This is a genomic window from Pacificoceanicola algae (assembly GCF_049341065.1).
Classification (GTDB): domain Bacteria; phylum Pseudomonadota; class Alphaproteobacteria; order Rhodobacterales; family Rhodobacteraceae; genus Pacificoceanicola.
The window spans coordinates 1-23,128 of the sequence record NZ_JBMPIX010000019.1; the positions used below are offsets into that span (position 1 = coordinate 1).

Sequence of the window (23,128 nt, forward strand, 5' to 3'; positions counted from 1 at the left end):
CCTGACAGGAAAGGCGCTCACGCCATGTTCAGCCGTCGATATTCTGCACTCGCGAACGGGTGTTTTTCCACGGAATCCACCAACTGCGGCCATTGGCGCAGCCGCAGCGAATTCACACTTGGTCCCGCAGAGCCGACGTTCGCGCCCCAACGCCCCGAACAGATTCATTGCGAGCTTTACATTCTCAAAGCCTGGTCGTCACAGCGATCTCGGCGCGACCTTACAACAATATTTCCAATGGGCTGGCCGCTTGGGCGTCGTCTTCATTTGAGTTGGGCCTGCCAATGCCTTGAGACGGCACCCCAGTAGAGCTGGAAGGCTGAAACACAGCTGCTACCAGCCCATGCTTGAAGAATTGCGAACTGCGTCTTTCACGAAATGCCACTTTGCGGGACGGTGGGCGGGGCGAGGTTCCGCAGGAACAAGCGCCGCTCCGCCGTCACATTCACAAAGGCAAAACGGCGCCCCGTGGGGCGCCGTTTCAAAGACAGTCAGGCAACAACGCTTATTGCGCTTCGGTGATGAACTTTACCGCGTCGCCAAAGGTCTGGATGGTCTCGGCTGCGTCGTCCGGGATCTCGATGCCAAACTCTTCTTCGAAGGCCATGACCAGCTCGACGGTGTCGAGGCTGTCGGCGCCCAGGTCGTCGATGAACGAGGCGCTTTCCGTCACCTTGTCCTCTTCCACGCTCAGGTGCTCAACCACAATCTTCTTAACGCGATCTGCGATGTCGCTCATGTCATTTCCTCACTTGTTCGAGCCTCTTGGCTCATTTCGCCCTCGCCCCGAGGGGGTGGCATCCGGTGCCCTTGCGGGCGGCTTTGACCGGGAATCTCCCGGCTCTGGCCTTTAAACGCGTTTGCGCCCCTCGGCCAAAATCTGGGGCGCTATAGCATACGCGGGCGCATTGGCAAATGCTTTGTGAACGCCGCCGCGCAGCAAGGTCTACAGCATGGCCATGCCGCCGTTGACATGCAAGGTGGTCCCGGTCACGTAACCGGCCTCGGAGCTGGCCAGATACAGCACCGCAGCCGCGATTTCTTCGGGTGTGCCCATGCGGCCCGACGGGATCTGCGTCAGGATCGCCGATTTCTGATCGTCTGTCAGCTTGTCGGTCATGGCGGTGGCGATAAAGCCCGGCGCAACAGCGTTCACCGTGATTCCCCGCGTCGCGACCTCGTAGGCCAGCGACTTCGACATGCCGATCACCCCGGCCTTGGCCGCAGCATAGTTGCCCTGCCCCGGGTTGCCGGTGGCGCCAACAATCGAGCTGATGTTCACGATGCGGCCCCATCGCGATTTCATCATGCCGCGCAGCACACCTTTGCACAGGCGGAAGGTCGAGGTCAGGTTGACCTCAAGCACGCTGGACCATTCGTCGTCCGACATCCGCATGAACAGGTTGTCGCGCGTGATCCCGGCGTTGTTGACCAGAATATCGACCGCGCCCATGGCCTCGGCGGCCTGCTTGGGCAGCGCATTGACAGCCTCTGCGTCGGACAGGTTGCAGGGCAGAACATGGGCGCGCTCGCCCAGTTCGGCGGCCAGTGCTTCCAGCGGTTCGACGCGGGTGCCGGAAAGGCCGACGGTGGCCCCCGCGGCATGCAAGGCCTTGGCGATCTCGCCGCCAATGCCCCCCGAAGCGCCGGTGATCAACGCGCATTTTCCTGTCAGATCGAACATCTATGTCTTCCTTATGCCAGAGCTTCGACGGCGGCCTTCACATCCGCCGCAGTGCCAATATTGCGCACGGTGGCGGGTTTGTGGATACGGCGCACCATGCCGGACAGGGCCTTGCCCGCACCGATTTCCCAGAATTCCTCAACGCCATGATGGGCCATCCATTCCACCGACTCGCGCCAGCGCACCGAGCCGGTAACCTGATCGACCAGAAGCGAACGGATGGTGGTCACATCTGTCACCGCCTCGGCCAGCACATTGGCGACCAGCGGCACCTTGGGGGTGTGAATATCGACATCGTCCAGCGCCTCGGCCATGGCGCGGGCGGCAGGTTCCATCAGGGCGCAGTGGAAAGGCGCGCTGACCGGCAACAAAAGCGCCCGCTTGGCGCCTGCCTCTTTGGCCAGATCGACGGCGCGTTCAACCGCGGCCTTGGTCCCCGAAATCACCACCTGCGCCGGATCGTTGTCATTGGCAGCGGCGCAAACCTCGCCTTGGGCGGCATCCTGAGCCACTTGGCGCACAGCGGCGAGATCCAGCCCGAGGATCGCCGCCATGGCACCCTGCCCGACCGGAACCGCCGCCTGCATGGCCGCGCCGCGCGCCCGCAGCAGCCGCGCCGCATCGCCCACCGTCAAAGCCCCGGCCGCCGTCAGCGCCGAGTATTCGCCCAGCGAATGGCCCGCCACATAGGCCGCGGCCTCGATTCCGACGCCTTCCGCCTCAAGCGCGCGCATGGCGGCCAGCGATGTCGCCATCAGCGCAGGCTGGGCGTTGGCGGTCAGTGTCAGGGTTTCAATCTCGCCGTCCCAGATCAGCGTCGACAGCTTTTCGCCCAAGGCGGCGTCAACTTCGTCGAACACGGCTTTGGCCGCAGGATAGGCTTCGGCCAGATCGCGGCCCATTCCGATTGTCTGCGCCCCCTGTCCGGGGAAAATGAATGCTCGGCTCATAACGCTCTACCCTCCGCGTAATTCTATTGAGTTAAGGCATTACAGGCCTGCGCCCTCACGCGCAATGCGCCCGCACGGGGAATGTGCGCAGATGAAGATTGCGGGCCCCGAGGCACCTGTTATCTGAACCCCGTCAAAGAGCAGGAGCCGCAGATGCCGCTGACCAACACCGCCACCCGTTTTGGAAGCCTCAGCAAAGCGCTGCATTGGGCCACGGCCTTGGGTATTCTGACGATGATCCCGCTGGGCATCATTGCGACTGATGCGCCCTTTGAAACGGCCGAGACACTGGCCTGGAAAGCCCAGCTGTTTTCCGTCCACAAGACCATCGGCGTGACGCTGTTTTTTCTCGCGGTGATCCGCATCCTCTGGGCCATCACACAGCCCAAACCCGCACCGTTGCACGCCGAGCGGCGGATTGAGACATGGCTCGCAGAAACCGTGCACTGGCTGCTTTATGGCTCGCTGGTGATCGTGCCGCTTTCAGGCTGGCTGCACCACGCCGCCACCACCGGCTTTGCCCCGATCCTCTGGCCCTTTGATCAGGGCCTGCCCTTTGTCCCCGACAGCCCGGCGCTGGCCGAGGTCTTTGGCGCACTGCACCGGATCTTTGAAAAGGTGTTGGTTGTCTCGATCATCTTGCACGTCGCCGGAGCGCTCAAACATCACGTGATTGACCGCGATGCCACGCTGCGCCGGATACTGCCCGGACAGACCGAGGCCGGAGACCCTTCGGTAACACATCGCCATGCCATGGCCGTTGTCGCGGCGCTGGCGGTCTGGGGCGGTGCGATCGGTCTTGGCGCAGGCTTGGGCAGCTTTGCCCATGAAGAGGCCCCCAAGGGTCCGGCCCTGGAACAGGTCGCCAGCGACTGGACGGTGCAGGACGGCAGCCTGTCGATCACCATTCAGCAATTCGGCAAGGCGGTCACCGGCCAGTTCGCCGATTGGCAGGCCGCGATCCGCTTTGATGACCCTACCGCCCCCGCCCCGCAAGGCGATGTTTCGGTGGATGTGTCGATCCCCTCGCTGACGCTTGGTTCGGTCACGGCGCAGGCCATGGGGCCGGACTTCTTTGACGCGGAAAGTTTTCCGACCGCCCGTTTCCAGGGCGAGATTTATGCGGTCAGCGAGCTCTTCGAGGCACGCGGAAGCCTGAGCCTGCGCGGCGCAGAGGTGCCTTTGACCCTGCTGTTCGAACTGCAGATCGACGGCGATACCGCACAGGCCAAGGGCTATGGCACGCTGGATCGGCGTGCCTTTGGGATCGGTGAAACGATGACAGATGCCGGGCAATTGGGCTTTGAGGTCCGCGTCGATTTTGAACTGACCGCCGTGCGCCCGGCCCCCTGACGGGTCCAGCTTGCGGGGCCGTTTTGCTGCCCCGCAAATATCGACAACCCCGGTTTTTCCCTAGGCAGCGCCTCGGCTGCCTTCAAGCTGCCTATCCGACAGCGCCAGAACGTGATGGCCGTCGAACGTGATCGGATCGCCCGGTTTCAGCCCGCGAAAGCCAAAGGGCGCAGACAGCAGGTGCCCATGGCACTGCCCGCCCTCGTGCCGGTCAAAGACCACCCATAGCCTTTCGACCCCGCCATCGTTGTCGGCAGTGACCTCTTCAAACATCAGCCGCACATGATCGCCCTGTTGCAGCGCGCCGATTTGTTCGGGATCAGGCAACAGGAAAGTCTTGGGACTGGCCTGCTGGATGAAGCGTGGGTCAATCAGACGCCAGTCATGGTGATCCTGCTTGGCCTTTGGAAAATCGACGTTCATTTGGAGTGCCCCTTTATGCAACTTGTGATGCCTGCGTGATTCCCCTTAACACTACTTAAGGTTGCTGTCGCAAATTGGGCCAGCATTGGGCCATTCAGTGAAAGAGGATTAACAAAGCACAAACGCCCCCGGATTGCTCCGAGGGCGCCGTAAGGCAAAGCCGAAAGGGATGTTCAGTTCGCTTGCATCGCTTCGACGGAAATCATCAGCTGCACTTCATCGCTGACGTAGGGTGCAAAAGCGCCCAGCCCAAAGTCCGAGCGTACAAGCGTCGCGGTGGCGTCAAAACCGGCCCAGGGCTTGCCCTCCATCGGGTGATCCATTTCCTGGTTCAGCTTGGCGGCAAGCGTCACCGGCTTGGTCACGCCGTTCAGCGTCAGATCACCGGTGATATTGGCTGTGTTTTCGCCGGTCACTTCAATCGCGGTCGAGGAGAAGGTCACTTTCTCGTCATCGGCGGCATCAAAGAAATCGCCGGACATGAAGTGATCAAAGCGGGCTTCCCAGCCGGTCAGCATCGAGCGCACGGGGAATTCAACCGTCACGCTGGAGTTGGCGGGCGTCTGTTTGTCCCATGAAATTTGCCCCTCGAAGCCCGAGAACATCCCGTAAGACGTCGAATAGCCGAGGTGGTTGTAGGTAAAGACGATCTGGCTGTGGCTTGGGTCCAGCACGTAAGAGGCGGACTCGGAAGCGGCCAGAGGGGTTGCGGCGGCAAGCGCGGCGGCAAGGAAAAACGATTTCATTTCAGCACCATTGGTTGTGTTTCTTGATGGTGCAGATGTCGGTCAGAATGCCCGGTTGCTCAATCCCGCGCGGGCGCGCAAGGTCTGTGTGTTCGCGAACGCAGCGGATTGGTCAGCCCCCTTGACGCAATCGCCCCGCCCCAAGGGCCGTTATTTTTGCCGCGCCATGACAAGAAAGCACATGCCGCCGATCAGCATGAACACCGACAGGCCCACCTTCATCAGCGAGATCCCCGGCATTTCCGCCGTTCCCGGGACCAACCACAGACCAAAGGCCGAAATACAAAGAGTGCTGCCGATGAAGCCAAAGACCAGGGCCATCAAAACCCCCGCAAACGGCACCTCAGTCGGGACGCGGCGGGACATTAGGGTAGTGACGGCGCTCATGGCTGCTCTCCTGTTCGTTCGTTTTGACTAGAATCGTCACCGATTGGGACAGCAATGCGGCGCCAAATGGGAAATGCTTTGTTCGGGCGGAACCGCGCTCACGCCCTTGCGCCGCAGGGCAAAGCGTGTATAGAGGCGCGACCTTTCGCTGATTTGCTTGAACCGCGCAGTCTCTCGTGGGCCGGGGCGAAAGGGACACTCGGTCCTATGAAATGCGCCTTGATAGAAGAAACGGAGACCACATGCCGCTGTATGAGCATGTTATGATCGCGCGTCAGGACTTGTCCAACGCGCAGGCCGAAGGCCTTGTCGAACACTTCAGCACTGTACTCACGGACAACGGCGGCAAAGTCGTCGATTCCGAGTATTGGGGCGTGAAGACCATGGCCTACAAGATCAACAAAAACCGCAAAGGCCACTACGCCTTCCTGAAGACCGACGCCCCCAGCGCAGCGGTTCAGGAAATGGAGCGTCTGATGGCTCTGCACGACGACGTCATGCGTATTCTGACCATCAAGGTCGACGAGCACGCCGAAGGCCCGTCCGTTCAGATGCAAAAGCGTGACGAGCGCGGGGACCGTGGTGATCGCGGCGACCGTGGTGATCGTGGCGAACGCCGCGAACGTCGCAACTGATCCCTGAAGAAGAGGAGTTAAACCATGGCTGCAAAACCGTTTTTCCGCCGCCGCAAGGTCTGCCCCTTCTCGGGCGACAATGCACCCAAGATCGACTACAAGGACACCAAGCTCCTGCAACGCTACATCTCAGAGCGTGGCAAGATCGTCCCCAGCCGGATCACCGCCGTATCGGCCAAGAAGCAGCGTGAGCTGGCCCGCGCAATCAAGCGCGCCCGCTTCCTCGCCCTTCTGCCCTATGCCGTGAAGTAAGGAGAGACTGACATGCAAGTTATCCTTCTGGAACGCGTGGCCAAGCTTGGCCAGATGGGCGACGTCGTCGACGTCAAGCCCGGTTTCGCCCGCAACTACCTGCTGCTGCAGGGCAAGGCACTGACCGCTTCGAAAGAGAACATCGCTTCCTTCGAAGATCAGAAAGCCCAGCTTGAAGCACGCAACCTGGAAACCAAGAAAGAAGCAGAGGCCCTGGCCGAGCGTCTTGGCGGCCAGCAGTTCATCGTGATTCGTCAGGCCTCTGACGGCGGCAACCTCTACGGCTCGGTCACCACACGTGACGCCGCCGACGTGGCCACCGAAGAAGGTTTCTCGGTCGATCGCAAGCAGATCATCATTCGCCAGCCCATCAAGATCTTGGGCTTGCACGAAGTCGAGGTGCACCTGCACCCCGAAGTCATGGTGACCATCGCGCTGAACGTTGCACGCTCGCCCGAAGAGGCCGAGCTGCAAGCTTCCGGCAAGTCCATTCAGGAACTGGCTGCAGAAGAAGAAGCGCAGGCAGAATTCGAGATTTCGGAACTGTTTGACGATATCGGCGCCGCCGCTGACGAAGATTCCGATCTGGTCGAGACCCCCGAGGGTCGTGGCGAGTCGGACGACGAAAACGCCTAAGTCCTTAACAGGATTTCTGAGAATGAGCCGCCGCGCTGGCAACAGCGCGGCGGTTTTCTTTTGCGAAACCGGGATCCGCTGTCCCTGATGCCCCTGCCGTGGTGGCTTTTGTCTTTCTGAACATGGTTAGGGAATTGGTGAGAAGTTTAACCTATTGCTCATTACCAATTCACATTGTTCAGTCTGCGGAGAACTGCATGAGACTTTTTCAAAGACCCGGACGGGAAGAAAATCACGCAACCCAAGCCGACCTTTCTCTGATCAAGATGGTGCAAGATACCCAGGCCGTAATCCGCTTCAAAAGCGATGGCACTATTCTGGACGCCAACCAGAATTTTCTCGATGCGCTGGGGTACACGGCTGAGGACATTCTCGGCAACAAACATGCCATGTTCATTGACCCGACCTATCGCGAAAGCCGGGATTACCAGGACTTTTGGGATTCTCTGCGCTCTGGAAAGGTCTTTACCGATCAATTACCACGCCTGCATAAAAATGGCTCAACAGTTTGGATACAAGCCACCTATGCGCCAATCCGGGACGCCAATAAGCAAGTCACAGAGGTCATCAAGATTGCGACCAATGTGACCGAGCGCCGCGAAGCGATCGCATCGATCGCCGAAGGGCTTGAAGAATTGAGAATGGGCAACCTGACCCACCGCGTGCCAAGCACATCGCAACCGGACATCGACCAAATTTGCGATGCCTTCAACTCTGCTGCCAATCAATTGGAAACCATGGTTTCAGAGGTCAAGACGGCAAGTTCCGCGATCCACACGAGTGGAATCAAAGTCAATGATGCGGCCAACAACCTGTCATCGCGGACCGAAACGCAGGCTGCAACGCTGGAGCAAACCGCCGCCGCCGTCGAACAACTGACCTCGAGCGCCTCTGCTGCGGCCGACAACGCCCGCAATGTGGACGACATCGCCACCCGCACCCGGGACGCCGCCAAGGAGGGCGGACAGGTTGTCAGCGACGTCATCGACGCCATGGGCCTTATCGAAAAATCTTCAGGGCAGATTTCGCAAATCATCACCGTGATCGAAGACCTTGCCTTTCAGACCAACCTTCTGTCGCTGAATGCCGGTGTCGAAGCGGCCCGCGCGGGCGATGCCGGGCGCGGCTTTGCCGTGGTCGCATCGGAAGTCCGGGCGCTCGCACAGCGCTCGGCGGATTCGGCGCGCGACATCAAATCCCTGATCACCGAAAGCTCGCAACACGTCGCGGCCGGGGTCGATCTGGTGGAGCGCGCGAACACCGAACTCAGCACAATTTTCGATGGGGTGGGCACAATCACGGACAACATCAAGAATATCGCCGGTGGCCTGACGGAACAATCCGCCACGCTGGCACAGATCAACACCGCCGTGGCCGAGTTGGACCATGTCACCCAGCGCAATGCTTCTATGGTGCTTGAAACGACGGCAATCAGCAAATCTCTGGCTGCCGATACCGATGCCCTGTTCACTCAGGTCGCAAATTTCCGCACCTCAGGCGGCATGGCGATGAGCGCGTGGAAAAGCGGTGCGACCGAGGGCGGAACAATCGCACAGGTCTTCTGACGGGTCGCGCTGTCGCCTTTAACAGCCGTTCGACATGATTGATCCCCCGAAGTGCCGGGGCGATCGACATGGCAGGAATCAATTCAGCCGAGCGCGCCGCGCCTCTCATGACGGACGGCTTTTGTCATATCGACAGAGTTGCGAGGGTTCTTGAGGCATTGGTGATTGCCCATGCCCCGAAAACGCGTCGCGCACCAAAGACTTGGGGATTTGCGGTTTTTCTGACCCGCGTCGACCTGCCAACCGCAGCCCGACTGAATTGGCCGCCTGAAACTGACCCTGCCTCAATCCGCCATCGCCAGTTTGAGCCCCAGAAAACCAAAGGCCCCGGCGAAACACGTCTTGATCCATTTCATTACATTGGGACGCTTGATGATGTACTCGCGAGCACTTGCAGCGAAGGCGCCGTAACCAACAAACACGATAAACGTCATGACCATGAAGGCGATCGCAAGCACAGCCAATTCATTGGTGACATTCGCGGAGTTCGCCGACGTGAATTGCGGCAGGAACGCCAGGAAAAACAGCGACAGTTTGGGGTTCAATACGTTGATCAACGTGCCGGTGACGGCAATCTTCGAGTAGCTTTGCGGGCTCCTCTCTTCTCTGACATCCATGGCTCCGCCATCCTTCAAAATGCTCCAGGCCATGTAGAAAAGATAAATCACACCAAGAAATTTGATAGCCTGAAACGCCAGTGCGCTGGTGTGCAAAAGAGCGGCCAGCCCAATGATGCTCGCAACGGCGGCGGGAACGGTACCAAAGGTACATCCGACGGCAGCCGCGATACTGGCCTTGAAACCTCGCCCCAAACCCACGGATAGCGTGTAAATGACCCCGGTGCCGGGCATCAAAACAACGACCAACGACGTCAGAAAGAATTCAATCGACATAATGCTGTCCCATTTGGGGGCAGTATTTTCGCGGCCTACCCAAAAGTCAACGACGTCCACCATCCTTTGGACAGGTCACATGCGCGCCGTCAGCCCCTAGTACCCGACCGGGTGCCAAACCAAAAAAGGCCGCTCCCGAAAGGAGCGGCCCCTGCCCTGCCATGCGGCGGGATTATTCTTCGTCGAGCGCCTCGACGGCCTTTTGAAGATCGTCCTTGGAGACCTCTTTCTCAGTCACCTGAGCGCCCTCGACAATGTGGTCGATGACCTTATCTTCGAAGATCGGCGCGCGCAGCTGCTGCTGCATCTGCGGGTTCTGACGGACATAATCAAAGAAGGCACGTTCTTGACCCGGGTACTGACGCGCCTGATTCATGATCGCCTGAGTCATCTCGGAATCAGAGACCTCGACCTCGGCCTTCTGGCCCAGTTCGGCCAGCAGCAGGCCAAGACGTACGCGGCGCTCGGCCAGCTTGTTGTGCTCGTCCGTCGGCTCCATCTCGCCGTGGTCGTGGCCGTGATCTTCCGGGTGCTCTTCGTGGTACAGCTGGTGTGCAATCTGCTTGGCCTCGGCCTCAACCAGCGAGGGGGGCAGATCAAAGGACACAAGGCCGTCCAGCTCGTCGAGCAGGGTGCGCTTCATCACCGCGCGTGCAGCGCCAGCGTATTCGGCTTCCAGACGCTCACGGATCTGGCCTTTCAGCGCTTCGAGATCCTCGGCGCCGAATTTCTGCGCCAGCTCGTCGTTGATCTCGGCGGCGACGGGTTCTTTGACGGCCTTCACGGTCACGTCAAAGACAGCGTCCTTGCCGGCCAGATTCTCGGCGCCGTATTCCTCGGGGAACTTGACCTCAACGGCCTTTTCTTCGCCTGCCTTCACGCCAACCAGCTGCTCTTCGAAGCCGGGGATGAACGAGCCGGAGCCCAGCGTCAGCGGGTAATCCTCGGCAGCGCCGCCTTCAAAGGCTTCGCCGTCGACCTTGCCAACGAAGTCGATCACGATCTGATCGCCGTCCTTGGCCTTGGAGCCTTTCTTGCGATCTTTGAAGTCCTGCGCGGTTTCGGCAAGGTTCGCCAGCGCTTCGTCAACCGACGCGTCGTCGGCCTTGGCCACCAGCTTTTCGATCTTGATGACGGAAAAATCGACTTCGGGGACCTCGGGCAGCGCCTCGTAGGACATCACGACATTGATGTCGTCGCCTTCTTTCCAGTCCTCGTCCGTCATCTTGACGTCGGGCTGCAGCGCGGGACGGTCGCCGCTGTCTTCAAAATGCTTGTTCATGGCGCCGTCGATGGCCTCTTGCATCGACTCGCCCAGCAGGCGCGGGCCAAACTGCTTTTTCAGCAGCGGCATCGGCACCTTGCCCTTGCGAAAGCCCTTCATCTCGATTTCGGGCTGAGCTTCGGCCAGCTTTTCGTTGACCTTCTCGTCAAGCTCGGCGGCCGTGACAGTGATCGCGTAGGCGCGCTTCAAACCTTCGTTCAGCGTCTCGGTGACCTGCATGGTATTCCTCTTCGGCTCGGGCCCGCAGGAATTGCGGTCGCCCCTGTTCAAAATCTGCGTTCTTCTAAGCACCGAGGCCATGTGGCGCAAGGTGAATCGTGGGGGGATTGGGCATGTTCCTGCCCCATCCGGGGGAATAAGCCGGTGATTGGCGGATCAGACCTTGGATAAGGGCGCCATCCAGCCCAGCGACTCGGCTGTTGGGCCGTTGGGTTTGTACTCGGCGCCAAGCGGCACCGACCAGCCCTTGGCCGCCAGATCGGCAAAGATCATGGCATAGTTCAGCTCGCCCTGATCGGGACGGCCGCGATCAGGGACCGAGGCAAACTGGACGTGGCCAACGATATCCCGCAGATCCGCAAAGCGGGTGGTGATGTCGCCTTCGGTGCGGCCGATGTGGTAGCAGTCGAACATCAGCTTGAGGTTCGGCGCGCCGACCTCGGTGATGATCTGGCGCGCCTGATCCGTTGTCTGAAGGAAATAACCCGGCGCGTCGTGCCGATTCAGCGGCTCGATCAGGATGGTGATCCCCAGCGCGGCAGCGGCACCTGCCGCATGAGACAAATTTTCCGCAAAGGTTTGCGCCGCTTCCGGCCCCGAGGCAAATCCGGCCATGACGTGCACCGCCCCTGCCCCGATCTGCGCGGCATACTCCAGCGCCTGATCAATCGCCGCGCGGGCCTCGGCCTGCCGCCCCGGCAGCGCGGCAAGACCGTTCTCTCCGGGATTGCCGCGCACCGTGTTGATCCCGAGCATCTTAAGCCCGGTGTCGTCCAGCGCGGCCTTTGTCTGTTCCGCCGGTGTTTCATAAGGCCAATGACACTCCACCGCCGCAAAGCCTGCGGATTTGGCGGCGCGAATGGCTTCGGGCAGGCTCATATCCTGCCAGAGAAAGCCGAGGTTGGCGGAAAACTGCGTCATACGTCCCACTCCACGTTGAATTCGGTCACGACGGCCTGAATTTGCTCAGCCGTCAACGCCCGCGCCTGCGTGCCGCGCAACAGCATCGCCAGCTTGGCGGTTTCTTCAAGCTCTTCTACCGCGTTGCAGGCGGCCTCGACATCCTTGCCCGCCACCACCGGCCCGTGGTTGGCCAGCATCACCGCCGTGCGTTTGCCCGCCAGCCCGCGCACCGCCTCGCCCATGGCTGGATCGCCCGGCAAAAAGAAGGGCAGCAGCTTGACCTTGCCAAGCTTCATCAAGGCATAGGGCGTCAGCGGCGGCAAAAAGTTGTCTTCATCGACATCCGGCAGCATCGACATGGCGACCGAGTGGCATGAATGCAGATGCACAACTGCCCCCGCCGTGCTGCGCGTGTCGTAAAACGCCGAATGCAGCGGCATTTCCTTGGTCGGCTTGTCGCCAGAGATCAACCGCCCCGAGGCGTCAAAGCGCGACAGGCGCGCCGGATCAAGACGGCCAAAGCTGGTGCCCGTGGGCGAGACCAGCAGCCCTCCGTCCTCGGTCCGGGCCGAGATATTGCCGGTGCTGCCGTGCGTCAGCCGCCGGTCGAACAATGACTTGGCCAGCAGGCAAATCTGTTCGCGCAGCGCCGCCTCGCTCATGCGGCACCTGACAGTTGCTTGTTCGCCTTGGCAAAGAAATCCTCGGCGCCGAAATTGCCGGATTTCAGTGCCACAACCAGATCGGGCCGGGCGCGCAGGGCCGGCACGCCCGGGTCGATTTCGGGGCCAATCTCGAGCCTGTCGAGCGCCAACCCCTCGACGATCGCGCCAGAGGTTTCGCCCCCCGCGGTGATCACCCGTGTCGCGCCGCCAGCGACGCACAGGCGCGCCACTTCGGCAAAAAAGCCTTCCAGCGCTTCGGACGCCGTTTCGCGGCCAAAACGCGCCTGCACGTCTTTGACCACCTCGGGATCGGCGGAACTGTAGACCAGCGGCAGCCCATCGGCGCCCATCGCCCAATCGGCAATCTCAAGCGCGGAAAGCCGTTTTTCGATCACATCGGCGGCTATGATCTCGCGGCTGGGGTTGGTCTTTTTGTGCAAGTTTACTTGAGCGCGCGTCGCGATCGAACAGGATCCGGACAGTGCCACGGCGCGCCCCGCCTGCCCCTGCCACGGCACCGCCTGCGCGCTGCAGCCGAAATTCGCCGGCAGCCCAAGCGCCACGCCCGAACCACCGGTGATCAAGGGCAAACCGTTCGCGGCGCGGCCAATCTCGATCAGGTCTTCGTCGCGAATGGCATCCACCACGATCAGCCGCTTGCCCGCCGCATGCTGCGCGTTCAACGCGTTGGCAATCGCCTCGGCCCCGGCAAAGACATCACTGGCCGCTACATGGCCGACCTTGAAGCTTGTCTGCGGCGCCAGCCAACGGCGCAGGTCCGGGTCGGTCATCGGCGTCAACGGATGGTTCTGCATCCCGCTTTCGTTCAAAAGCTGGTCCTTGACGAACAAATGCCCCTGATAGACCGAGCGCCCGGTGCCCGGAAAAGCCGGACATACGATGACCTGATAGGCGTTCAGCGCCTTGGCCAAAGCCTCGGCCACCGGACCGATATTGCCCTTCGGGGTGGAATCGAAGGTCGAGCAATATTTGAAAAAGATCTGCTCGCACCCCTGCGCCCTTAGCCACTCCAAGGCGGTAAGCGATTGTGCGACCGCCTCGCCCGGATCAATGGAGCGCGATTTCAGCGCCACCACACCGGCCTGCACATCATTGCTGGCGGGGCCTTCCGGCACGCCGGTATATTGCACCGTCTTCATGCCGCCCTTGGCCAGCGTGTTGGCCAGATCAGAAGACCCCGTGAAATCGTCTCCAATGCAGCCCAGTTTCATGCGTCATCTCCCGGCAAGGTGATCCCCGAATTGCGTGCATAAACCTTGGCCACGGCGGCGTCATCCTCGCCGCCCAGCCCCATGCCCTGCGCCGCAAGGTATTGCTGCATGGCCGCGGCAGTGATCGGCGCGCCGAATTTCGCGGATTTGGCGATGTCCAGCACGATGCCCAGATCCTTGGGCCAGATATTGACCGAGGAATGCGGCGTGTAATCGCCCGCCACGATATGCGGCGCGCGGTTCTCCAGCATCCAGGACGTACCGGCGCATTTGCTGATGACTTCGACGAACTGCTCGGGGGCGACCCCCTGGGTCATGCCAAAGGTCAGCGCCTCGGCCATGGCAGCGATGTGCACACCGGCCAAAAGCTGATTCACCGCCTTCATGGCGCTGCCCGCCCCGGCGCTGTCTCCCAGTTCGAACACCGTCTCGGCGGTGGCTTCAAGCACCGGGCGCGCGGCGGCAAAGGCTTCGGCTGTGCCCGAGGCCATGACCGACAGTTGCCCGTTTGCTGCCTTGATCGAACCACCCGAAATCGGCGCGTCCAGATAAAGCACACCCTGCTCGGCGCAGCGTGCCTCCATCGACCGGGCGAAGTCCGGCGGAACGGTGGCGCAGGCCATGACGGCTGCCCCCTTGCGCAGCTGCGAGACCACGCCCGCCGCCCCAAAGAGGACATCTTCGGTCTGCGCCGCATTCAGCACCACAACGACCACCACATCCAGACCTGCGGCAACCTCGCTCAGCCCGCCCGCCGCACCGCCGTCGCTGGTAAAACGCGCTTCGGCGGCGGGATTCACGTCAAAGCCATGGGTCGGCAATCCGGCCTTCAGGCAGGACGAAGCCATGCCATACCCCATGGAGCCAAGGCCAATCACTGCGGTCTTTGTGTCAGCGGTCACGTCACAATCCTTTTCATTCTATTCGCGGCAAACTGGCGGCGATTGTTAACGTTCTCAGTGCGAAGAATTACCGGGCGAGTCAATCATGCGCAACATCGCCCAAGACCAAGACCGCAGGCCAAGTCGATCGGCCGTATCATCCGAATTTTGAAAAAATGGTGCGGGTGGAGGGACTTGAACCCCCACGCCTTGCGGCGCCAGAACCTAAATCTGGTGCGTCTACCAATTTCGCCACACCCGCATCCGGCCCGGAAAACCACCGGGCAGGACGCTATCTAGCAAAGCATTTGCATAAGCGCGAGAGGAAAATTCGGTACAAATTGAAGTCATCGAATTCCCAGAATGGACGCCGCTTTTACGCATTCTTGCCACATTTGGGCGGAAATAAGGGCACAGACAAGATGACAGGATGATCGACCATGGACCTTCAGCCCCTTGAGCACGCTTCCAAGACCCTCGAAGCCCGCCACGTCGCGGCCGAGGATGGGCGCAACGCGCTGACCGCCGGCACCGTGGTGCTGACGCTGGACGGCGCCCTGCCGGTCGAATTCATCGCCGAGGGCGACAAGGTCATCACCCGCGACAGCGGCATCGCCATCGTCCGCCAGGTGCGTCGCACAAAGGTCCAGATGAAAACCGTGGCCATCAAGGCTGGCTCGCTGGGCAACACCCGCCCGGATCGCGACGCTGTCCTGCCCGCCGCACAGGAAATCCTGATCCGCGACTGGCGCGCCGAAGCGCTGTTCGGCGCATCGCAAGCCTTGGTCCCGGCTTCGCGCCTTGTGGATGGCGAATACATCCGCGACATCGGCACGCGCGAGGTTGAAGTCGTCGAACTGATCTTCGACGCCCCCCACATTCTTTACGCAGACGGTCTGGAAGTGGCCTCGGCAAAGTCAGAGCTGACCGCCTGACCTCAAAAAACTGCGATCTTGTTCAGCTGGGCGGACCACACGGTCCGCCTTTTGCGTTTAGGGGGCTGCCTCAACTATGGCCGGAAAGACTCAATGGAGGAGTTTTTCCGGTATGGCACCAGAAATCGACGCGACTTGGGCACATTCCTGCCTTAATCCTTGATCAAAAAAAGAGGCAGACAAGATGACAGGAACGACAAAAATGAACCTCCAAGCGCTTGAAAAACCGGCCAAGACCCTCGAAGCCCGCCACCTCGCGGCCGAGGATGGGCGCAACGCGCTGACCGCCGGCACCGTGGTGCTGACGCTGGACGGCGCCCTGCCGGTCGAATTCATCGCCGAGGGCGACAAGGTCATCACCCGCGACAGCGGCATCGCCATCGTCCGCCAGGTGCGTCGCACCAAGGTCCAGATGAAAACCGTGGCCATCAAGGCTGGCTCGCTGGGCAACACCCGCCCGGACCGTGACGCTGTCCTGCCCGCCGCACAGGAAATCCTGATCCGCGACTGGCGCGCCGAAGCGCTGTTCGGCGCATCGCAGGCTCTGGTTCCGGCCTCGCGCCTTGTGGATGGCGAATTCATCCGCGACATCGGCACGCGCGAGGTTGAAGTCGTCGAACTGATCTTCGACGCCCCCCACATTCTTTACGCAGACGGTCTGGAAGTGGCCTCGGCAAAGTCAGAGCTGACCGCCTGACCTCAAAAAACTGCGATCTTGTTCAGCTGGGCGGACCACACGGTCCGCCTTTTGCTTTACAACTCCAAAGCGCGAAAAACTTTGGGCAGTTCTTCCGGCAAATCCTCGGCAATCAGGCCGGGGCCAAATGATCGCGCGCATTCGACGTGCAGCCAAGCGGCGGTTTCGGCCGCCCGCATCGGGGAAAACCCGCGCGCCAAAAGCCCGGTGATGAAACCTGCCAGAACATCGCCTGAACCGGCGGTCGCCAGCCAGGGCGCTTTGCGATCGTAGACTGCAGCATTCACGCTGCACCGCCCATCCGGCGCAGCGATCACCGTGTCGGGGCCTTTGAATAGCACCACACAACCTGCCCGGGCAGCCGCCGCGCGCGTGGCATCCACCTTGGAACAGGCGGGGCCTTTGGTCGCCGGAGCGTTGAGTTTCTCAGAGATATCCGGGAAAAGCCGGGCGAATTCGCCCGCGTGGGGCGTCAGGATGCAACTCTCGTGCAGCAAGTCAAACAGTGTCTCGGGGGCCTCTGCAAATGCGCTCAAAGCATCCGCGTCCAGCACCGTGGGGCGGGGCTGCGCCCCGCCTTGCCCCAAGATCACAGGGACCAAAGCGCGTGCCCGCCCCAACCCCAGCCCCGGCCCAAGGCACGGCGCATTCAGGCGCTTATCCTTCAGAACCTCGACAAGCGCATCGCCATCCTCCACCCGCCGCAACATCAAAGCGGTGATCTGGCAAGCCACCTCCATCTGCGCCGCCCCCGGCACGCCCAGCGTCACAACCCCTGCGCCGATGCGCAAAGCCCCGCGCGCGGCGAGACGGGCAGCCCCGGTACGCCCTGCCCCACCGGACAGGATCAAGGCGTGGCCATAAGAGTATTTATGACGCCAAAAATCGGCCTTCCCAATGTCCCCGGGACGTTCGGCCAATCGAACGAAAGACTTTTGTGGAACTTGCGACCCAAGCCCGATCCCCTTGACCACCAGCTTGCCACAGACATCCGGGCCATCCTCAAGAAAGTGGCCAAGTTTTGCCATGTGAAAGCTGACCGTCAGATCAGCACGAAAATGCGCTAACTGCGTGTCAGCAGATTCCAACACTTTGCCGCTGTCCGAACATAGGGCGGAGGGAATATCCACCGCGACATACCTTTCGGTTTCGCGGCACGACCTTTCAAAGGGCCAGATAGCGAGGCGCAATTTGGTCAGGATTCTGGCCAATTCACCCTCGACCGGGCGGGTCAACCCTGTCCCGAAAAGGGCATCAACGTAAAGGTCACGATGCTTTTCATTTGCGTCGGGAAAGCCTTCATTCGTCAGCGAAAGAACGCGATCCTGCTCTTGCCAACGATCATGGTTTATCTTCGCATCCGGCGGCAGCCGCTCAGGATCGCCGTAAAGAAAAACCTCTACCTCCCACCCCCGCTCGCGCAAAAGCCGCGCCACGACAAACCCGTCGCCGCCGTTATTGCCCGGCCCGCAGAGCACCACGACGCGGTGCGCGCCCTGCCCAAGCTCGGGCCATTCCTCAAAAACCGCCTCGACCACGCCAGCCCCGGCGCGTTCCATGAGTTCCAAACCGGTCACGGCGCCGGAGTCGATCGCCGCCTGTTCGATGGCCCGCATCTGCGCCGCTGTCAGAAGTTCCGTCATTAACCACTCCCGATTCAATTTCGATTAATTTTCGGGCTATCTGCCTAAATTTTAACCTTGCCAAAATTTTCAGCACTTTCCTCAGCCGCAGAATGGCCCTATCCGATTGTGGCCGCCAGACAGAAATGTTCTGCACAGGTCCAAACGAATGACGAGGAGACAGGAAGGCCATGAAAAAGATCGAAGCGATCATTAAGCCGTTCAAACTCGACGAAGTGAAAGAAGCACTTCAGGACGCAGGCATTCAAGGCCTGAGCGTTGTCGAGGTCAAAGGCTTCGGCCGTCAAAAAGGCCACACGGAATTGTACCGTGGGGCCGAATATGTGGTCGACTTCCTGCCAAAGGTTAAGATCGAGACCGTGCTGGACGATGACCAGGTTGAAGGCGCGATCGAGGCCATCGTGAACGCGGCAAAGACCGACAAGATCGGCGACGGCAAGATTTTTGTCAGCCCGGTCGAACAGGCGATCCGCATCCGCACCGGCGAATCCGGCTCGGACGCCCTGTAAGACAGCACCAATCCACAGTTAAGAATAACCAACCAAGGGAATAGCGATATGAGCGCAAAAGACCTGCTCAAACTGATCAAGGACGAGGACGTCGCATATGTCGACATCCGTTTCACTGATCCGCGTGGAAAACTCCAGCACGTGACCGTGATGGAAAGCGAAGTCGACGAGGACTTCCTTGAAGATGGCTTCATGTTTGACGGCTCTTCGATTGCTGGCTGGAAGTCCATCGAAGCTTCGGACATGAAACTGATGCCAGACTGCGACAGCGCCTACATCGACCCCTTCTATGCCGAGAAAACCGTCTGCGTGCATTGTTCGGTCGTCGAGCCCGACACCGGCGAATCCTACGGTCGCGACCCGCGCGGCACCGCCGAAAAGGCCGAGGCTTATCTCAAGTCTTCCGGCATCGGTGACGTGTCCTACTGGGGCCCCGAAGCGGAATTCTTCCTGTTTGACGACGTGCGCTATTCGAACACCATGAACAAGGTGTCCTTCGAAGTGGACGCACTGGACGCGGCATGGAACAGCGGCACCGAGTACGAGATGGGCAACACCGGCCACCGTCCGGGCATCAAGGGCGGCTATTTCCCGGTCAACCCGATCGATGACGGTCAGGACATTCGTTCGGAAATGCTGAGCACGATGAAGCGCCTCGGCATGAAGGTCGACAAGCACCACCACGAAGTGGCCTCCTGCCAGCACGAGCTTGGCCTTGTGTTTGGCACGCTGACCAAGCAGGCGGACGAACTTCAGAAGTACAAGTACGTCGTGCACAACGTCGCACAGGCCTATGGCAAGTCGGCCACTTTCATGCCCAAGCCGATCTACGGCGACAACGGCACCGGCATGCACTGCAACATGTCGATCTGGAAAGACGGCAAGCCGCTGTTCGCAGGCGACAAATACGCCGACCTGAGCCAGGAAGCGCTGTATTTCATCGGCGGTATCCTGACCCACGCCAAGGCGCTGAACGCCTTCACCAACCCGTCCACCAACAGCTACAAGCGCCTGATCCCCGGCTTCGAAGCTCCGGTTCTGCGCGCCTATTCCGCAAGCAACCGCTCGGGCTGCGTGCGTATTCCGTGGACCGAGAACCCCAAGGCCAAGCGCGTCGAAGCGCGTTTCCCCGATCCGGCGGCAAACCCCTACCTGTGCTTTGCAGCGCTCCTGATGGCCGGCCTCGACGGCATCAAGAACAAGATCGATCCGGGCGAAGCCATGGACAAGAACCTCTACGATCTGCCAGCAGAAGAGCTGGCCGGAATCCCGACGGTTTGCGGATCGCTGCGCGAAGCGCTGGAAGAGCTGCAAAAAGACATGGACTTCCTGCTGGCCGGTGACGTGTTCACCAAAGACCAGATCGACGGCTACTGCGATCTCAAGATGGAAGAGATCGAGCTTTACGAGCACACGCCGCACCCGGTTGAGTATGGCATGTACTACAGCTGCTGATCTTTTCAGCCGCACTCATGCGAAGGGGCGCCCGTTCGGGCGCCCCTTTTGCGTTTCCGGCCTTGGATCTTTGCCTGCCCCGGTTTGGGGGAGTTTTCCAACCAAATTCCCCCTTTACGAAGTCCACGCAATCAACCGCAACAATCTGTGTCCCACAAGCGACTTACTGCAGAGCTGGAAACGACCAATTTAAATGAATATGACAAAGCCCCTGATTTCGGGCAAATCACGGCCCAATGTCTAAACTTATCCTTAAACGCGGCCTGTCAGATGCTCTGGATCGCGGCAGGAAGGCGGCAACTCACCGTGATTCATGGCCCTTTCGCCAAATTCAACGCCGCGCGCGGCGAAGATTTCCGCGTCGCCTCGCTGGCCATGGCGCTTGGCGGGTTCTTCCTTGCGCTGAACACCTCGGGAGCCATGGCCGCCGCCAACGTCTTTTGATCCGGGTCGCGAGGCCCGCACCGGCCGTCTGAGTGCGGTCGAAGGGGCGCGACAAAGCAGGAATTCCCTCTTGGAAGTTACACACCAAAGCGGCTAACCTCATGGTTAACGTATTTTGTGACCGGAGACTTCAATGCGCCGTTTTCTTACCGCCCTTTGCCTGACAGCCCTGACCGCTGCACCGGCCTTTGCCGCAAGCTGTGGCAACAACAAGTCAGGCTTTGAGCCCTGGAAAAAAGAATTTGCCGCCGAGGCGCAGCGCGCCGGGGTTGGCCAGCGCGGCATAAGTGCCCTGATGAACGCAAGCTATTCCACCAAGACCATCAACGCGGACCGCAACCAGAAAGGCGTGAAGTACAGCTTTGACAAGTTCGTCAAGATCCGCCTTGGCTCGCTTGACGGGTTCGCATCTGGCGGCCGCAAGCGTCTTGCCCGCAATGCCAATTTTTATGCCTCCCTGGAAAAGCGTTTTGGCGTCCCCGGCGGTGTCTTGATCGCCATTCACGGGATGGAGACAGGTTATGGCCGCAACATGGGCTCGGAACCGGTGGTCAATTCGATCCTGACCGTGGCCTATGACTGCCGCCGTGCTTCCTTCTTTACCCCGCATGCAATTGCTGCACTCAAGATGGTGGATCGCGGTATGTTGGCCCCCGGCCAAAAAGGCGCCTTCCACGGAGAACTGGGCCATACGCAATTCCTTCCGGGCAATGCCATGCGATATGGCGTCGACGGCAATGGCGACGGGCGCGTGGATTTCTATAACGAGGCCGACGCGCTGGCCTCGACCGCCAATTTCTTGCGCCAGAAAGGTTGGAAGCCGGGTCAAGGCTATCAACCGGGCGAGTCGAACTTTCGCGTTTTGAATGAATGGAATGCGGCAACGGTTTACCAACAAGCCATCGCTGCGGCGGGAATCCGCATCGATAAGTAACCATTTTCTCATCAATGGGACGATGATCAGGAGATTGTTCGCAAACTCCTGATTAATAAAGTTAACGGCGTCAAACATTTACCCAAATTACAATGCAATCTTTTCTTCATCAGAGCAAACTCAGCCTGACGAGGAACCAGAAATGCGCACATATGACCAACCATACGCCGGATTGATTCTTCCCGATGAGAGGGGCCTCGATATTGCCCCTTATCTGGATGCCTGCCAGCAGGTTCTGGCACGCCTCGACCCTCGGCCCGTCGGCGTCCCCAAACGTTCAGCCCGGCGGCAGGCGGTTTTGGGCGATTACTATGGGCTGCGTGTTCAAGCTCAGCCCGACAGCCCCTTCGGCCCCCGCATCCTGATCGAGCTCATCACCCGCGACGGCGAAACCCCGGATGAGGAAAAAGCCGCCCGTATCCTGTCAGACACGGTGCTGGCCGCACTGCATCACTCGCCCGCTGACACCATCGAATGGTATTCCCCCGATACGCTGATGGATACCGACGACTTTATTCGCCTGCGCAGCTATGTCTCGCCGCATCGCGAAGCAGCCCCGGCCCTTCCCCAAGACACAGCCGTTCACGCGGTCGAGGAATTGCTGCAGGAACAGTCCAACTACACACAAGACGACCAACTGGACGCGCCGGACGAGTACATCCCGTCCGAAGAACAACTGGCCACGCGCGATCTGCGCGCCTTGCTGTCAGAACCCGATGACGTGCCGGAAAAAACGCCCTACAACCCACTGGAGCGGCTGCGCGAAAAGATGGAAACCAAAGACGCCGAAGAAATTCGCATGGGCACTGCCGGCTGGATGATGTCCGGTCTACTGGCGGTGATCTGCTTTCCTATGGCCGTCGTTGTCTGGATCACGTCGCTGCGTCGCGGCATGGATTTCCGCCTTACGACGCAGGTTCTTTCGGTGACCATGTTGTTTGTCGCGCTGCAAAACAGCAGCCGGCTTCACCTCATGCTGGATCACGTCCTGCGCTAAGACTGGCGCGGGCCAGAACATAGGTGTGAATGGAAAACACCACGGCCCCGCTGACCGGCAGTCGTATCAGGCTTTGGCGTTCGCTGCGCATGTAAGGCGCGCTGGCCGGGTCCACAGGGATGCGCCGATCGCTTGAGCCGCGAGGGTGGAACAGATCTGGCTCGGCGTACCAGAGCGCGTTGAACCGCCACAGCGGTCGCCCCACCTGAATGCCGTCGAACAGCCTCTGAACGCGTTTTGCGATGCTTGCGTCGTACGATGCCACCGGGTCATGAATGCCGATCAGCGGGCGTCCGGCCTTTTCCGCCAGCATCCAACTGGCCGGAAAACACAACAAAGCGCCGCGCAAGACGTGTTCATCGCCTTCTTTCACCAACAGACAGAAATCCTCTTGCACCAGATGGCCCAGAGTGCCGAGCGGATCGGACCAGTCGGGTTGAACCCGGCGACCATCGGGGCACAGCACCGTGTCGCCATCTCGCGCGAAGCCTTGCGGCAGGGCTTTGAGAACCTCGCTCAATAGTTCCTCGGCGACGGGCTGGGCTTGCGGATCCAGCCACAGAACCTTGCCCCGCGCCTCGCTCAAAAGCCTTGCCTTTTCAGCCAATTGACCGGCATAGGCGTCATTGATCTGCAGCCAGCCTTCGGGACCAACCGGGGTGATCCCCGGCAAGGGACGCGGGGCAAGCGGATCATGCGGGATGGTGTTGTTCAGGATCATGGCCGCAGCGTGATCCAAGGCCGCCCGCTCTGCAAGGCCCAAGGCCAAAGCCTGACGCGACGGCGCAAAAACGACGCCAAATCG

The 23,128-nt window shown here is 60.4% G+C and carries 27 protein-coding genes and 1 tRNA gene; 13 read left to right on the forward strand and 15 right to left on the reverse strand.

What is annotated here, in order from left to right:
• A partial coding sequence (locus tag ACOYQJ_RS19995; protein WP_422907777.1) for a hypothetical protein occupies positions 1 to 271 on the forward strand: 271 nt, incomplete at its 5' end.
• A 234-nt stretch (positions 272 to 505) separates the two neighbouring features.
• Here the strand turns inward: ACOYQJ_RS19995 and ACOYQJ_RS20000 are convergent.
• From ACOYQJ_RS20000 to fabD, 3 genes are all read right to left on the reverse strand, one after another.
• A complete protein-coding gene (locus ACOYQJ_RS20000; protein ID WP_282299110.1) occupies positions 506 to 739 on the reverse strand; it encodes an acyl carrier protein in 234 nt (77 codons plus the stop codon).
• A 207-nt stretch (positions 740 to 946) separates the two neighbouring features.
• Complete coding sequence (gene fabG, locus ACOYQJ_RS20005) at positions 947 to 1,684, reverse strand: 3-oxoacyl-ACP reductase FabG (RefSeq protein WP_422907778.1); 738 nt, start codon at positions 1,682 to 1,684, stop codon at positions 947 to 949.
• Positions 1,685 to 1,695: 11 nt separating this feature from the next.
• The gene (gene fabD, locus ACOYQJ_RS20010) at positions 1,696 to 2,634 is read right to left on the reverse strand and encodes an ACP S-malonyltransferase (RefSeq protein WP_422907779.1); all 939 of its coding nucleotides are present in this window, start codon (positions 2,632 to 2,634) and stop codon (positions 1,696 to 1,698) included.
• Positions 2,635 to 2,787: 153 nt separating this feature from the next.
• Here fabD and ACOYQJ_RS20015 point away from each other — a divergent pair, with 153 nt between their 5' ends.
• Positions 2,788 to 3,987, forward strand: coding sequence for a cytochrome b/b6 domain-containing protein (locus ACOYQJ_RS20015; RefSeq protein WP_422907780.1), 1,200 nt, complete (start codon positions 2,788 to 2,790; stop codon positions 3,985 to 3,987).
• Between the two features lie 60 nt (positions 3,988 to 4,047).
• Here the strand turns inward: ACOYQJ_RS20015 and ACOYQJ_RS20020 are convergent, their stop codons facing one another.
• The 3 genes from ACOYQJ_RS20020 to ACOYQJ_RS20030 all read right to left on the reverse strand — a co-directional run bounded on the left by ACOYQJ_RS20020 (position 4,048) and on the right by ACOYQJ_RS20030 (position 5,543).
• Positions 4,048 to 4,410 carry a hypothetical protein gene (locus ACOYQJ_RS20020; protein ID WP_422907781.1) on the reverse strand — a complete coding sequence of 121 codons (363 nt, stop codon included), beginning with the start codon at positions 4,408 to 4,410 and terminating at the stop codon, positions 4,048 to 4,050.
• Between the two features lie 173 nt (positions 4,411 to 4,583).
• Complete coding sequence (locus ACOYQJ_RS20025) at positions 4,584 to 5,156, reverse strand: YceI family protein (protein ID WP_422907782.1); 573 nt, start codon at positions 5,154 to 5,156, stop codon at positions 4,584 to 4,586.
• A 150-nt stretch (positions 5,157 to 5,306) separates the two neighbouring features.
• A complete protein-coding gene (locus ACOYQJ_RS20030; RefSeq protein ID WP_422907783.1) occupies positions 5,307 to 5,543 on the reverse strand; it encodes a hypothetical protein in 237 nt (78 codons plus the stop codon).
• A 242-nt stretch (positions 5,544 to 5,785) separates the two neighbouring features.
• On the opposite strand from ACOYQJ_RS20030, the gene rpsF reads away from it, so the two are divergent.
• From rpsF to ACOYQJ_RS20050, 4 genes are all read left to right on the forward strand, one after another.
• Entirely contained in the window at positions 5,786 to 6,178 is a 393-nt protein-coding gene (rpsF, locus tag ACOYQJ_RS20035; protein WP_422907784.1) for a 30S ribosomal protein S6, read from the forward strand.
• Between the two features lie 24 nt (positions 6,179 to 6,202).
• Positions 6,203 to 6,430 carry a 30S ribosomal protein S18 gene (gene rpsR / locus ACOYQJ_RS20040; RefSeq protein ID WP_008328567.1) on the forward strand — a complete coding sequence of 76 codons (228 nt, stop codon included), beginning with the start codon at positions 6,203 to 6,205 and terminating at the stop codon, positions 6,428 to 6,430.
• 12 nt (positions 6,431 to 6,442) lie between these two features.
• Complete coding sequence (rplI, locus tag ACOYQJ_RS20045) at positions 6,443 to 7,066, forward strand: 50S ribosomal protein L9 (RefSeq protein ID WP_422907785.1); 624 nt, start codon at positions 6,443 to 6,445, stop codon at positions 7,064 to 7,066.
• 197 nt (positions 7,067 to 7,263) lie between these two features.
• Positions 7,264 to 8,631, forward strand: coding sequence for a methyl-accepting chemotaxis protein (locus ACOYQJ_RS20050; RefSeq protein ID WP_422907786.1), 1,368 nt, complete (start codon positions 7,264 to 7,266; stop codon positions 8,629 to 8,631).
• A 284-nt stretch (positions 8,632 to 8,915) separates the two neighbouring features.
• On the opposite strand, the gene ACOYQJ_RS20055 is transcribed toward ACOYQJ_RS20050, so the two are convergent.
• The 7 genes from ACOYQJ_RS20055 to ACOYQJ_RS20085 all read right to left on the reverse strand — a co-directional run bounded on the left by ACOYQJ_RS20055 (position 8,916) and on the right by ACOYQJ_RS20085 (position 14,971).
• Positions 8,916 to 9,524 carry a LysE family translocator gene (locus ACOYQJ_RS20055; RefSeq protein WP_422907787.1) on the reverse strand — a complete coding sequence of 203 codons (609 nt, stop codon included), beginning with the start codon at positions 9,522 to 9,524 and terminating at the stop codon, positions 8,916 to 8,918.
• A gap of 172 nt (positions 9,525 to 9,696) precedes the next feature.
• Positions 9,697 to 11,028: a trigger factor gene (gene tig / locus ACOYQJ_RS20060; protein WP_422907788.1), complete on the reverse strand. Its 1,332-nt coding sequence runs from the start codon at positions 11,026 to 11,028 to the stop codon at positions 9,697 to 9,699.
• A 156-nt stretch (positions 11,029 to 11,184) separates the two neighbouring features.
• Positions 11,185 to 11,949 (reverse strand): hydroxypyruvate isomerase family protein, encoded by a 765-nt coding sequence (locus ACOYQJ_RS20065; protein ID WP_422907789.1) that lies wholly within the window; start codon positions 11,947 to 11,949, stop codon positions 11,185 to 11,187.
• Positions 11,946 to 12,593: a 3-oxo-tetronate 4-phosphate decarboxylase gene (gene otnC / locus ACOYQJ_RS20070; protein ID WP_422907790.1), complete on the reverse strand. Its 648-nt coding sequence runs from the start codon at positions 12,591 to 12,593 to the stop codon at positions 11,946 to 11,948. Before otnC ends, ACOYQJ_RS20065 begins: the two co-directional genes overlap by 4 nt.
• On the reverse strand, positions 12,590 to 13,828 hold the full coding sequence (gene otnK / locus ACOYQJ_RS20075; RefSeq protein ID WP_422907791.1) for a 3-oxo-tetronate kinase: 1,239 nt from the start codon (positions 13,826 to 13,828) through the stop codon (positions 12,590 to 12,592). Before otnK ends, otnC begins: the two co-directional genes overlap by 4 nt.
• Complete coding sequence (ltnD, locus tag ACOYQJ_RS20080) at positions 13,825 to 14,730, reverse strand: L-threonate dehydrogenase (protein ID WP_422907792.1); 906 nt, start codon at positions 14,728 to 14,730, stop codon at positions 13,825 to 13,827. Before ltnD ends, otnK begins: the two co-directional genes overlap by 4 nt.
• 156 nt (positions 14,731 to 14,886) lie before the next feature.
• A tRNA-Leu gene (locus ACOYQJ_RS20085) sits at positions 14,887 to 14,971 on the reverse strand.
• A gap of 178 nt (positions 14,972 to 15,149) precedes the next feature.
• On the opposite strand from ACOYQJ_RS20085, the gene ACOYQJ_RS20090 reads away from it, so the two are divergent.
• Positions 15,150 to 15,644 (forward strand): Hint domain-containing protein, encoded by a 495-nt coding sequence (locus ACOYQJ_RS20090; protein WP_422907793.1) that lies wholly within the window; start codon positions 15,150 to 15,152, stop codon positions 15,642 to 15,644.
• A 202-nt stretch (positions 15,645 to 15,846) separates the two neighbouring features.
• Complete coding sequence (locus tag ACOYQJ_RS20095) at positions 15,847 to 16,341, forward strand: Hint domain-containing protein (protein WP_422907794.1); 495 nt, start codon at positions 15,847 to 15,849, stop codon at positions 16,339 to 16,341.
• 56 nt (positions 16,342 to 16,397) lie between these two features.
• On the opposite strand, the gene ACOYQJ_RS20100 is transcribed toward ACOYQJ_RS20095, so the two are convergent.
• A complete protein-coding gene (locus ACOYQJ_RS20100) occupies positions 16,398 to 17,984 on the reverse strand; it encodes an NAD(P)H-hydrate dehydratase (RefSeq protein WP_422907795.1) in 1,587 nt (528 codons plus the stop codon).
• A gap of 170 nt (positions 17,985 to 18,154) precedes the next feature.
• Here ACOYQJ_RS20100 and ACOYQJ_RS20105 point away from each other — a divergent pair, with 170 nt between their 5' ends.
• The 5 genes from ACOYQJ_RS20105 (at position 18,155) to ACOYQJ_RS20125 (ending at position 22,323) form a co-directional block, all read left to right on the forward strand.
• Positions 18,155 to 18,493 (forward strand): P-II family nitrogen regulator, encoded by a 339-nt coding sequence (locus tag ACOYQJ_RS20105; RefSeq protein ID WP_422907796.1) that lies wholly within the window; start codon positions 18,155 to 18,157, stop codon positions 18,491 to 18,493.
• Between the two features lie 48 nt (positions 18,494 to 18,541).
• Positions 18,542 to 19,948 carry a type I glutamate--ammonia ligase gene (gene glnA, locus ACOYQJ_RS20110; RefSeq protein WP_422907797.1) on the forward strand — a complete coding sequence of 469 codons (1,407 nt, stop codon included), beginning with the start codon at positions 18,542 to 18,544 and terminating at the stop codon, positions 19,946 to 19,948.
• Between the two features lie 306 nt (positions 19,949 to 20,254).
• A complete protein-coding gene (locus ACOYQJ_RS20115; protein WP_422907798.1) occupies positions 20,255 to 20,392 on the forward strand; it encodes a hypothetical protein in 138 nt (45 codons plus the stop codon).
• Between the two features lie 133 nt (positions 20,393 to 20,525).
• Positions 20,526 to 21,326 (forward strand): lytic murein transglycosylase, encoded by an 801-nt coding sequence (locus tag ACOYQJ_RS20120; protein ID WP_422907799.1) that lies wholly within the window; start codon positions 20,526 to 20,528, stop codon positions 21,324 to 21,326.
• Positions 21,327 to 21,468: 142 nt separating this feature from the next.
• Entirely contained in the window at positions 21,469 to 22,323 is an 855-nt protein-coding gene (locus ACOYQJ_RS20125) for a hypothetical protein (RefSeq protein ID WP_422907800.1), read from the forward strand.
• Here the strand turns inward: ACOYQJ_RS20125 and ACOYQJ_RS20130 are convergent.
• Positions 22,298 to 23,086 carry a heme-dependent oxidative N-demethylase family protein gene (locus ACOYQJ_RS20130; protein ID WP_422907801.1) on the reverse strand — a complete coding sequence of 263 codons (789 nt, stop codon included), beginning with the start codon at positions 23,084 to 23,086 and terminating at the stop codon, positions 22,298 to 22,300. The two genes, ACOYQJ_RS20125 and ACOYQJ_RS20130, sit on opposite strands and share 26 nt — an antisense overlap.
• Positions 23,087 to 23,128 lie beyond the last annotated feature (42 nt).

Coding starts and splice junctions, on each gene's coding strand:
- ACOYQJ_RS20055 (WP_422907787.1), bottom strand. CDS start 9,524: ATGTCGATTGAATTCTTTCTGACGTCGTTGGTCGTTGTTTTGATGCCC.
- rplI (WP_422907785.1), top strand. CDS start 6,443: ATGCAAGTTATCCTTCTGGAACGCGTGGCCAAGCTTGGCCAGATGGGC.
- ACOYQJ_RS20000 (WP_282299110.1), bottom strand. CDS start 739: ATGAGCGACATCGCAGATCGCGTTAAGAAGATTGTGGTTGAGCACCTG.
- otnC (WP_422907790.1), bottom strand. CDS start 12,593: ATGAGCGAGGCGGCGCTGCGCGAACAGATTTGCCTGCTGGCCAAGTCA.
- ACOYQJ_RS20030 (WP_422907783.1), bottom strand. CDS start 5,543: ATGAGCGCCGTCACTACCCTAATGTCCCGCCGCGTCCCGACTGAGGTG.
- ACOYQJ_RS20050 (WP_422907786.1), top strand. CDS start 7,264: ATGAGACTTTTTCAAAGACCCGGACGGGAAGAAAATCACGCAACCCAA.
- ACOYQJ_RS20095 (WP_422907794.1), top strand. CDS start 15,847: ATGAACCTCCAAGCGCTTGAAAAACCGGCCAAGACCCTCGAAGCCCGC.
- ACOYQJ_RS20125 (WP_422907800.1), top strand. CDS start 21,469: ATGCGCACATATGACCAACCATACGCCGGATTGATTCTTCCCGATGAG.
- ACOYQJ_RS20105 (WP_422907796.1), top strand. CDS start 18,155: ATGAAAAAGATCGAAGCGATCATTAAGCCGTTCAAACTCGACGAAGTG.
- otnK (WP_422907791.1), bottom strand. CDS start 13,828: ATGAAACTGGGCTGCATTGGAGACGATTTCACGGGGTCTTCTGATCTG.
- rpsF (WP_422907784.1), top strand. CDS start 5,786: ATGCCGCTGTATGAGCATGTTATGATCGCGCGTCAGGACTTGTCCAAC.
- fabD (WP_422907779.1), bottom strand. CDS start 2,634: ATGAGCCGAGCATTCATTTTCCCCGGACAGGGGGCGCAGACAATCGGA.
- ACOYQJ_RS20120 (WP_422907799.1), top strand. CDS start 20,526: ATGCGCCGTTTTCTTACCGCCCTTTGCCTGACAGCCCTGACCGCTGCA.
- rpsR (WP_008328567.1), top strand. CDS start 6,203: ATGGCTGCAAAACCGTTTTTCCGCCGCCGCAAGGTCTGCCCCTTCTCG.
- fabG (WP_422907778.1), bottom strand. CDS start 1,684: ATGTTCGATCTGACAGGAAAATGCGCGTTGATCACCGGCGCTTCGGGG.
- ACOYQJ_RS20090 (WP_422907793.1), top strand. CDS start 15,150: ATGGACCTTCAGCCCCTTGAGCACGCTTCCAAGACCCTCGAAGCCCGC.
- glnA (WP_422907797.1), top strand. CDS start 18,542: ATGAGCGCAAAAGACCTGCTCAAACTGATCAAGGACGAGGACGTCGCA.
- ACOYQJ_RS20025 (WP_422907782.1), bottom strand. CDS start 5,156: ATGAAATCGTTTTTCCTTGCCGCCGCGCTTGCCGCCGCAACCCCTCTG.
- ACOYQJ_RS20020 (WP_422907781.1), bottom strand. CDS start 4,410: ATGAACGTCGATTTTCCAAAGGCCAAGCAGGATCACCATGACTGGCGT.
- ACOYQJ_RS20065 (WP_422907789.1), bottom strand. CDS start 11,949: ATGACGCAGTTTTCCGCCAACCTCGGCTTTCTCTGGCAGGATATGAGC.
- ACOYQJ_RS20100 (WP_422907795.1), bottom strand. CDS start 17,984: ATGACGGAACTTCTGACAGCGGCGCAGATGCGGGCCATCGAACAGGCG.
- tig (WP_422907788.1), bottom strand. CDS start 11,028: ATGCAGGTCACCGAGACGCTGAACGAAGGTTTGAAGCGCGCCTACGCG.
- ACOYQJ_RS20015 (WP_422907780.1), top strand. CDS start 2,788: ATGCCGCTGACCAACACCGCCACCCGTTTTGGAAGCCTCAGCAAAGCG.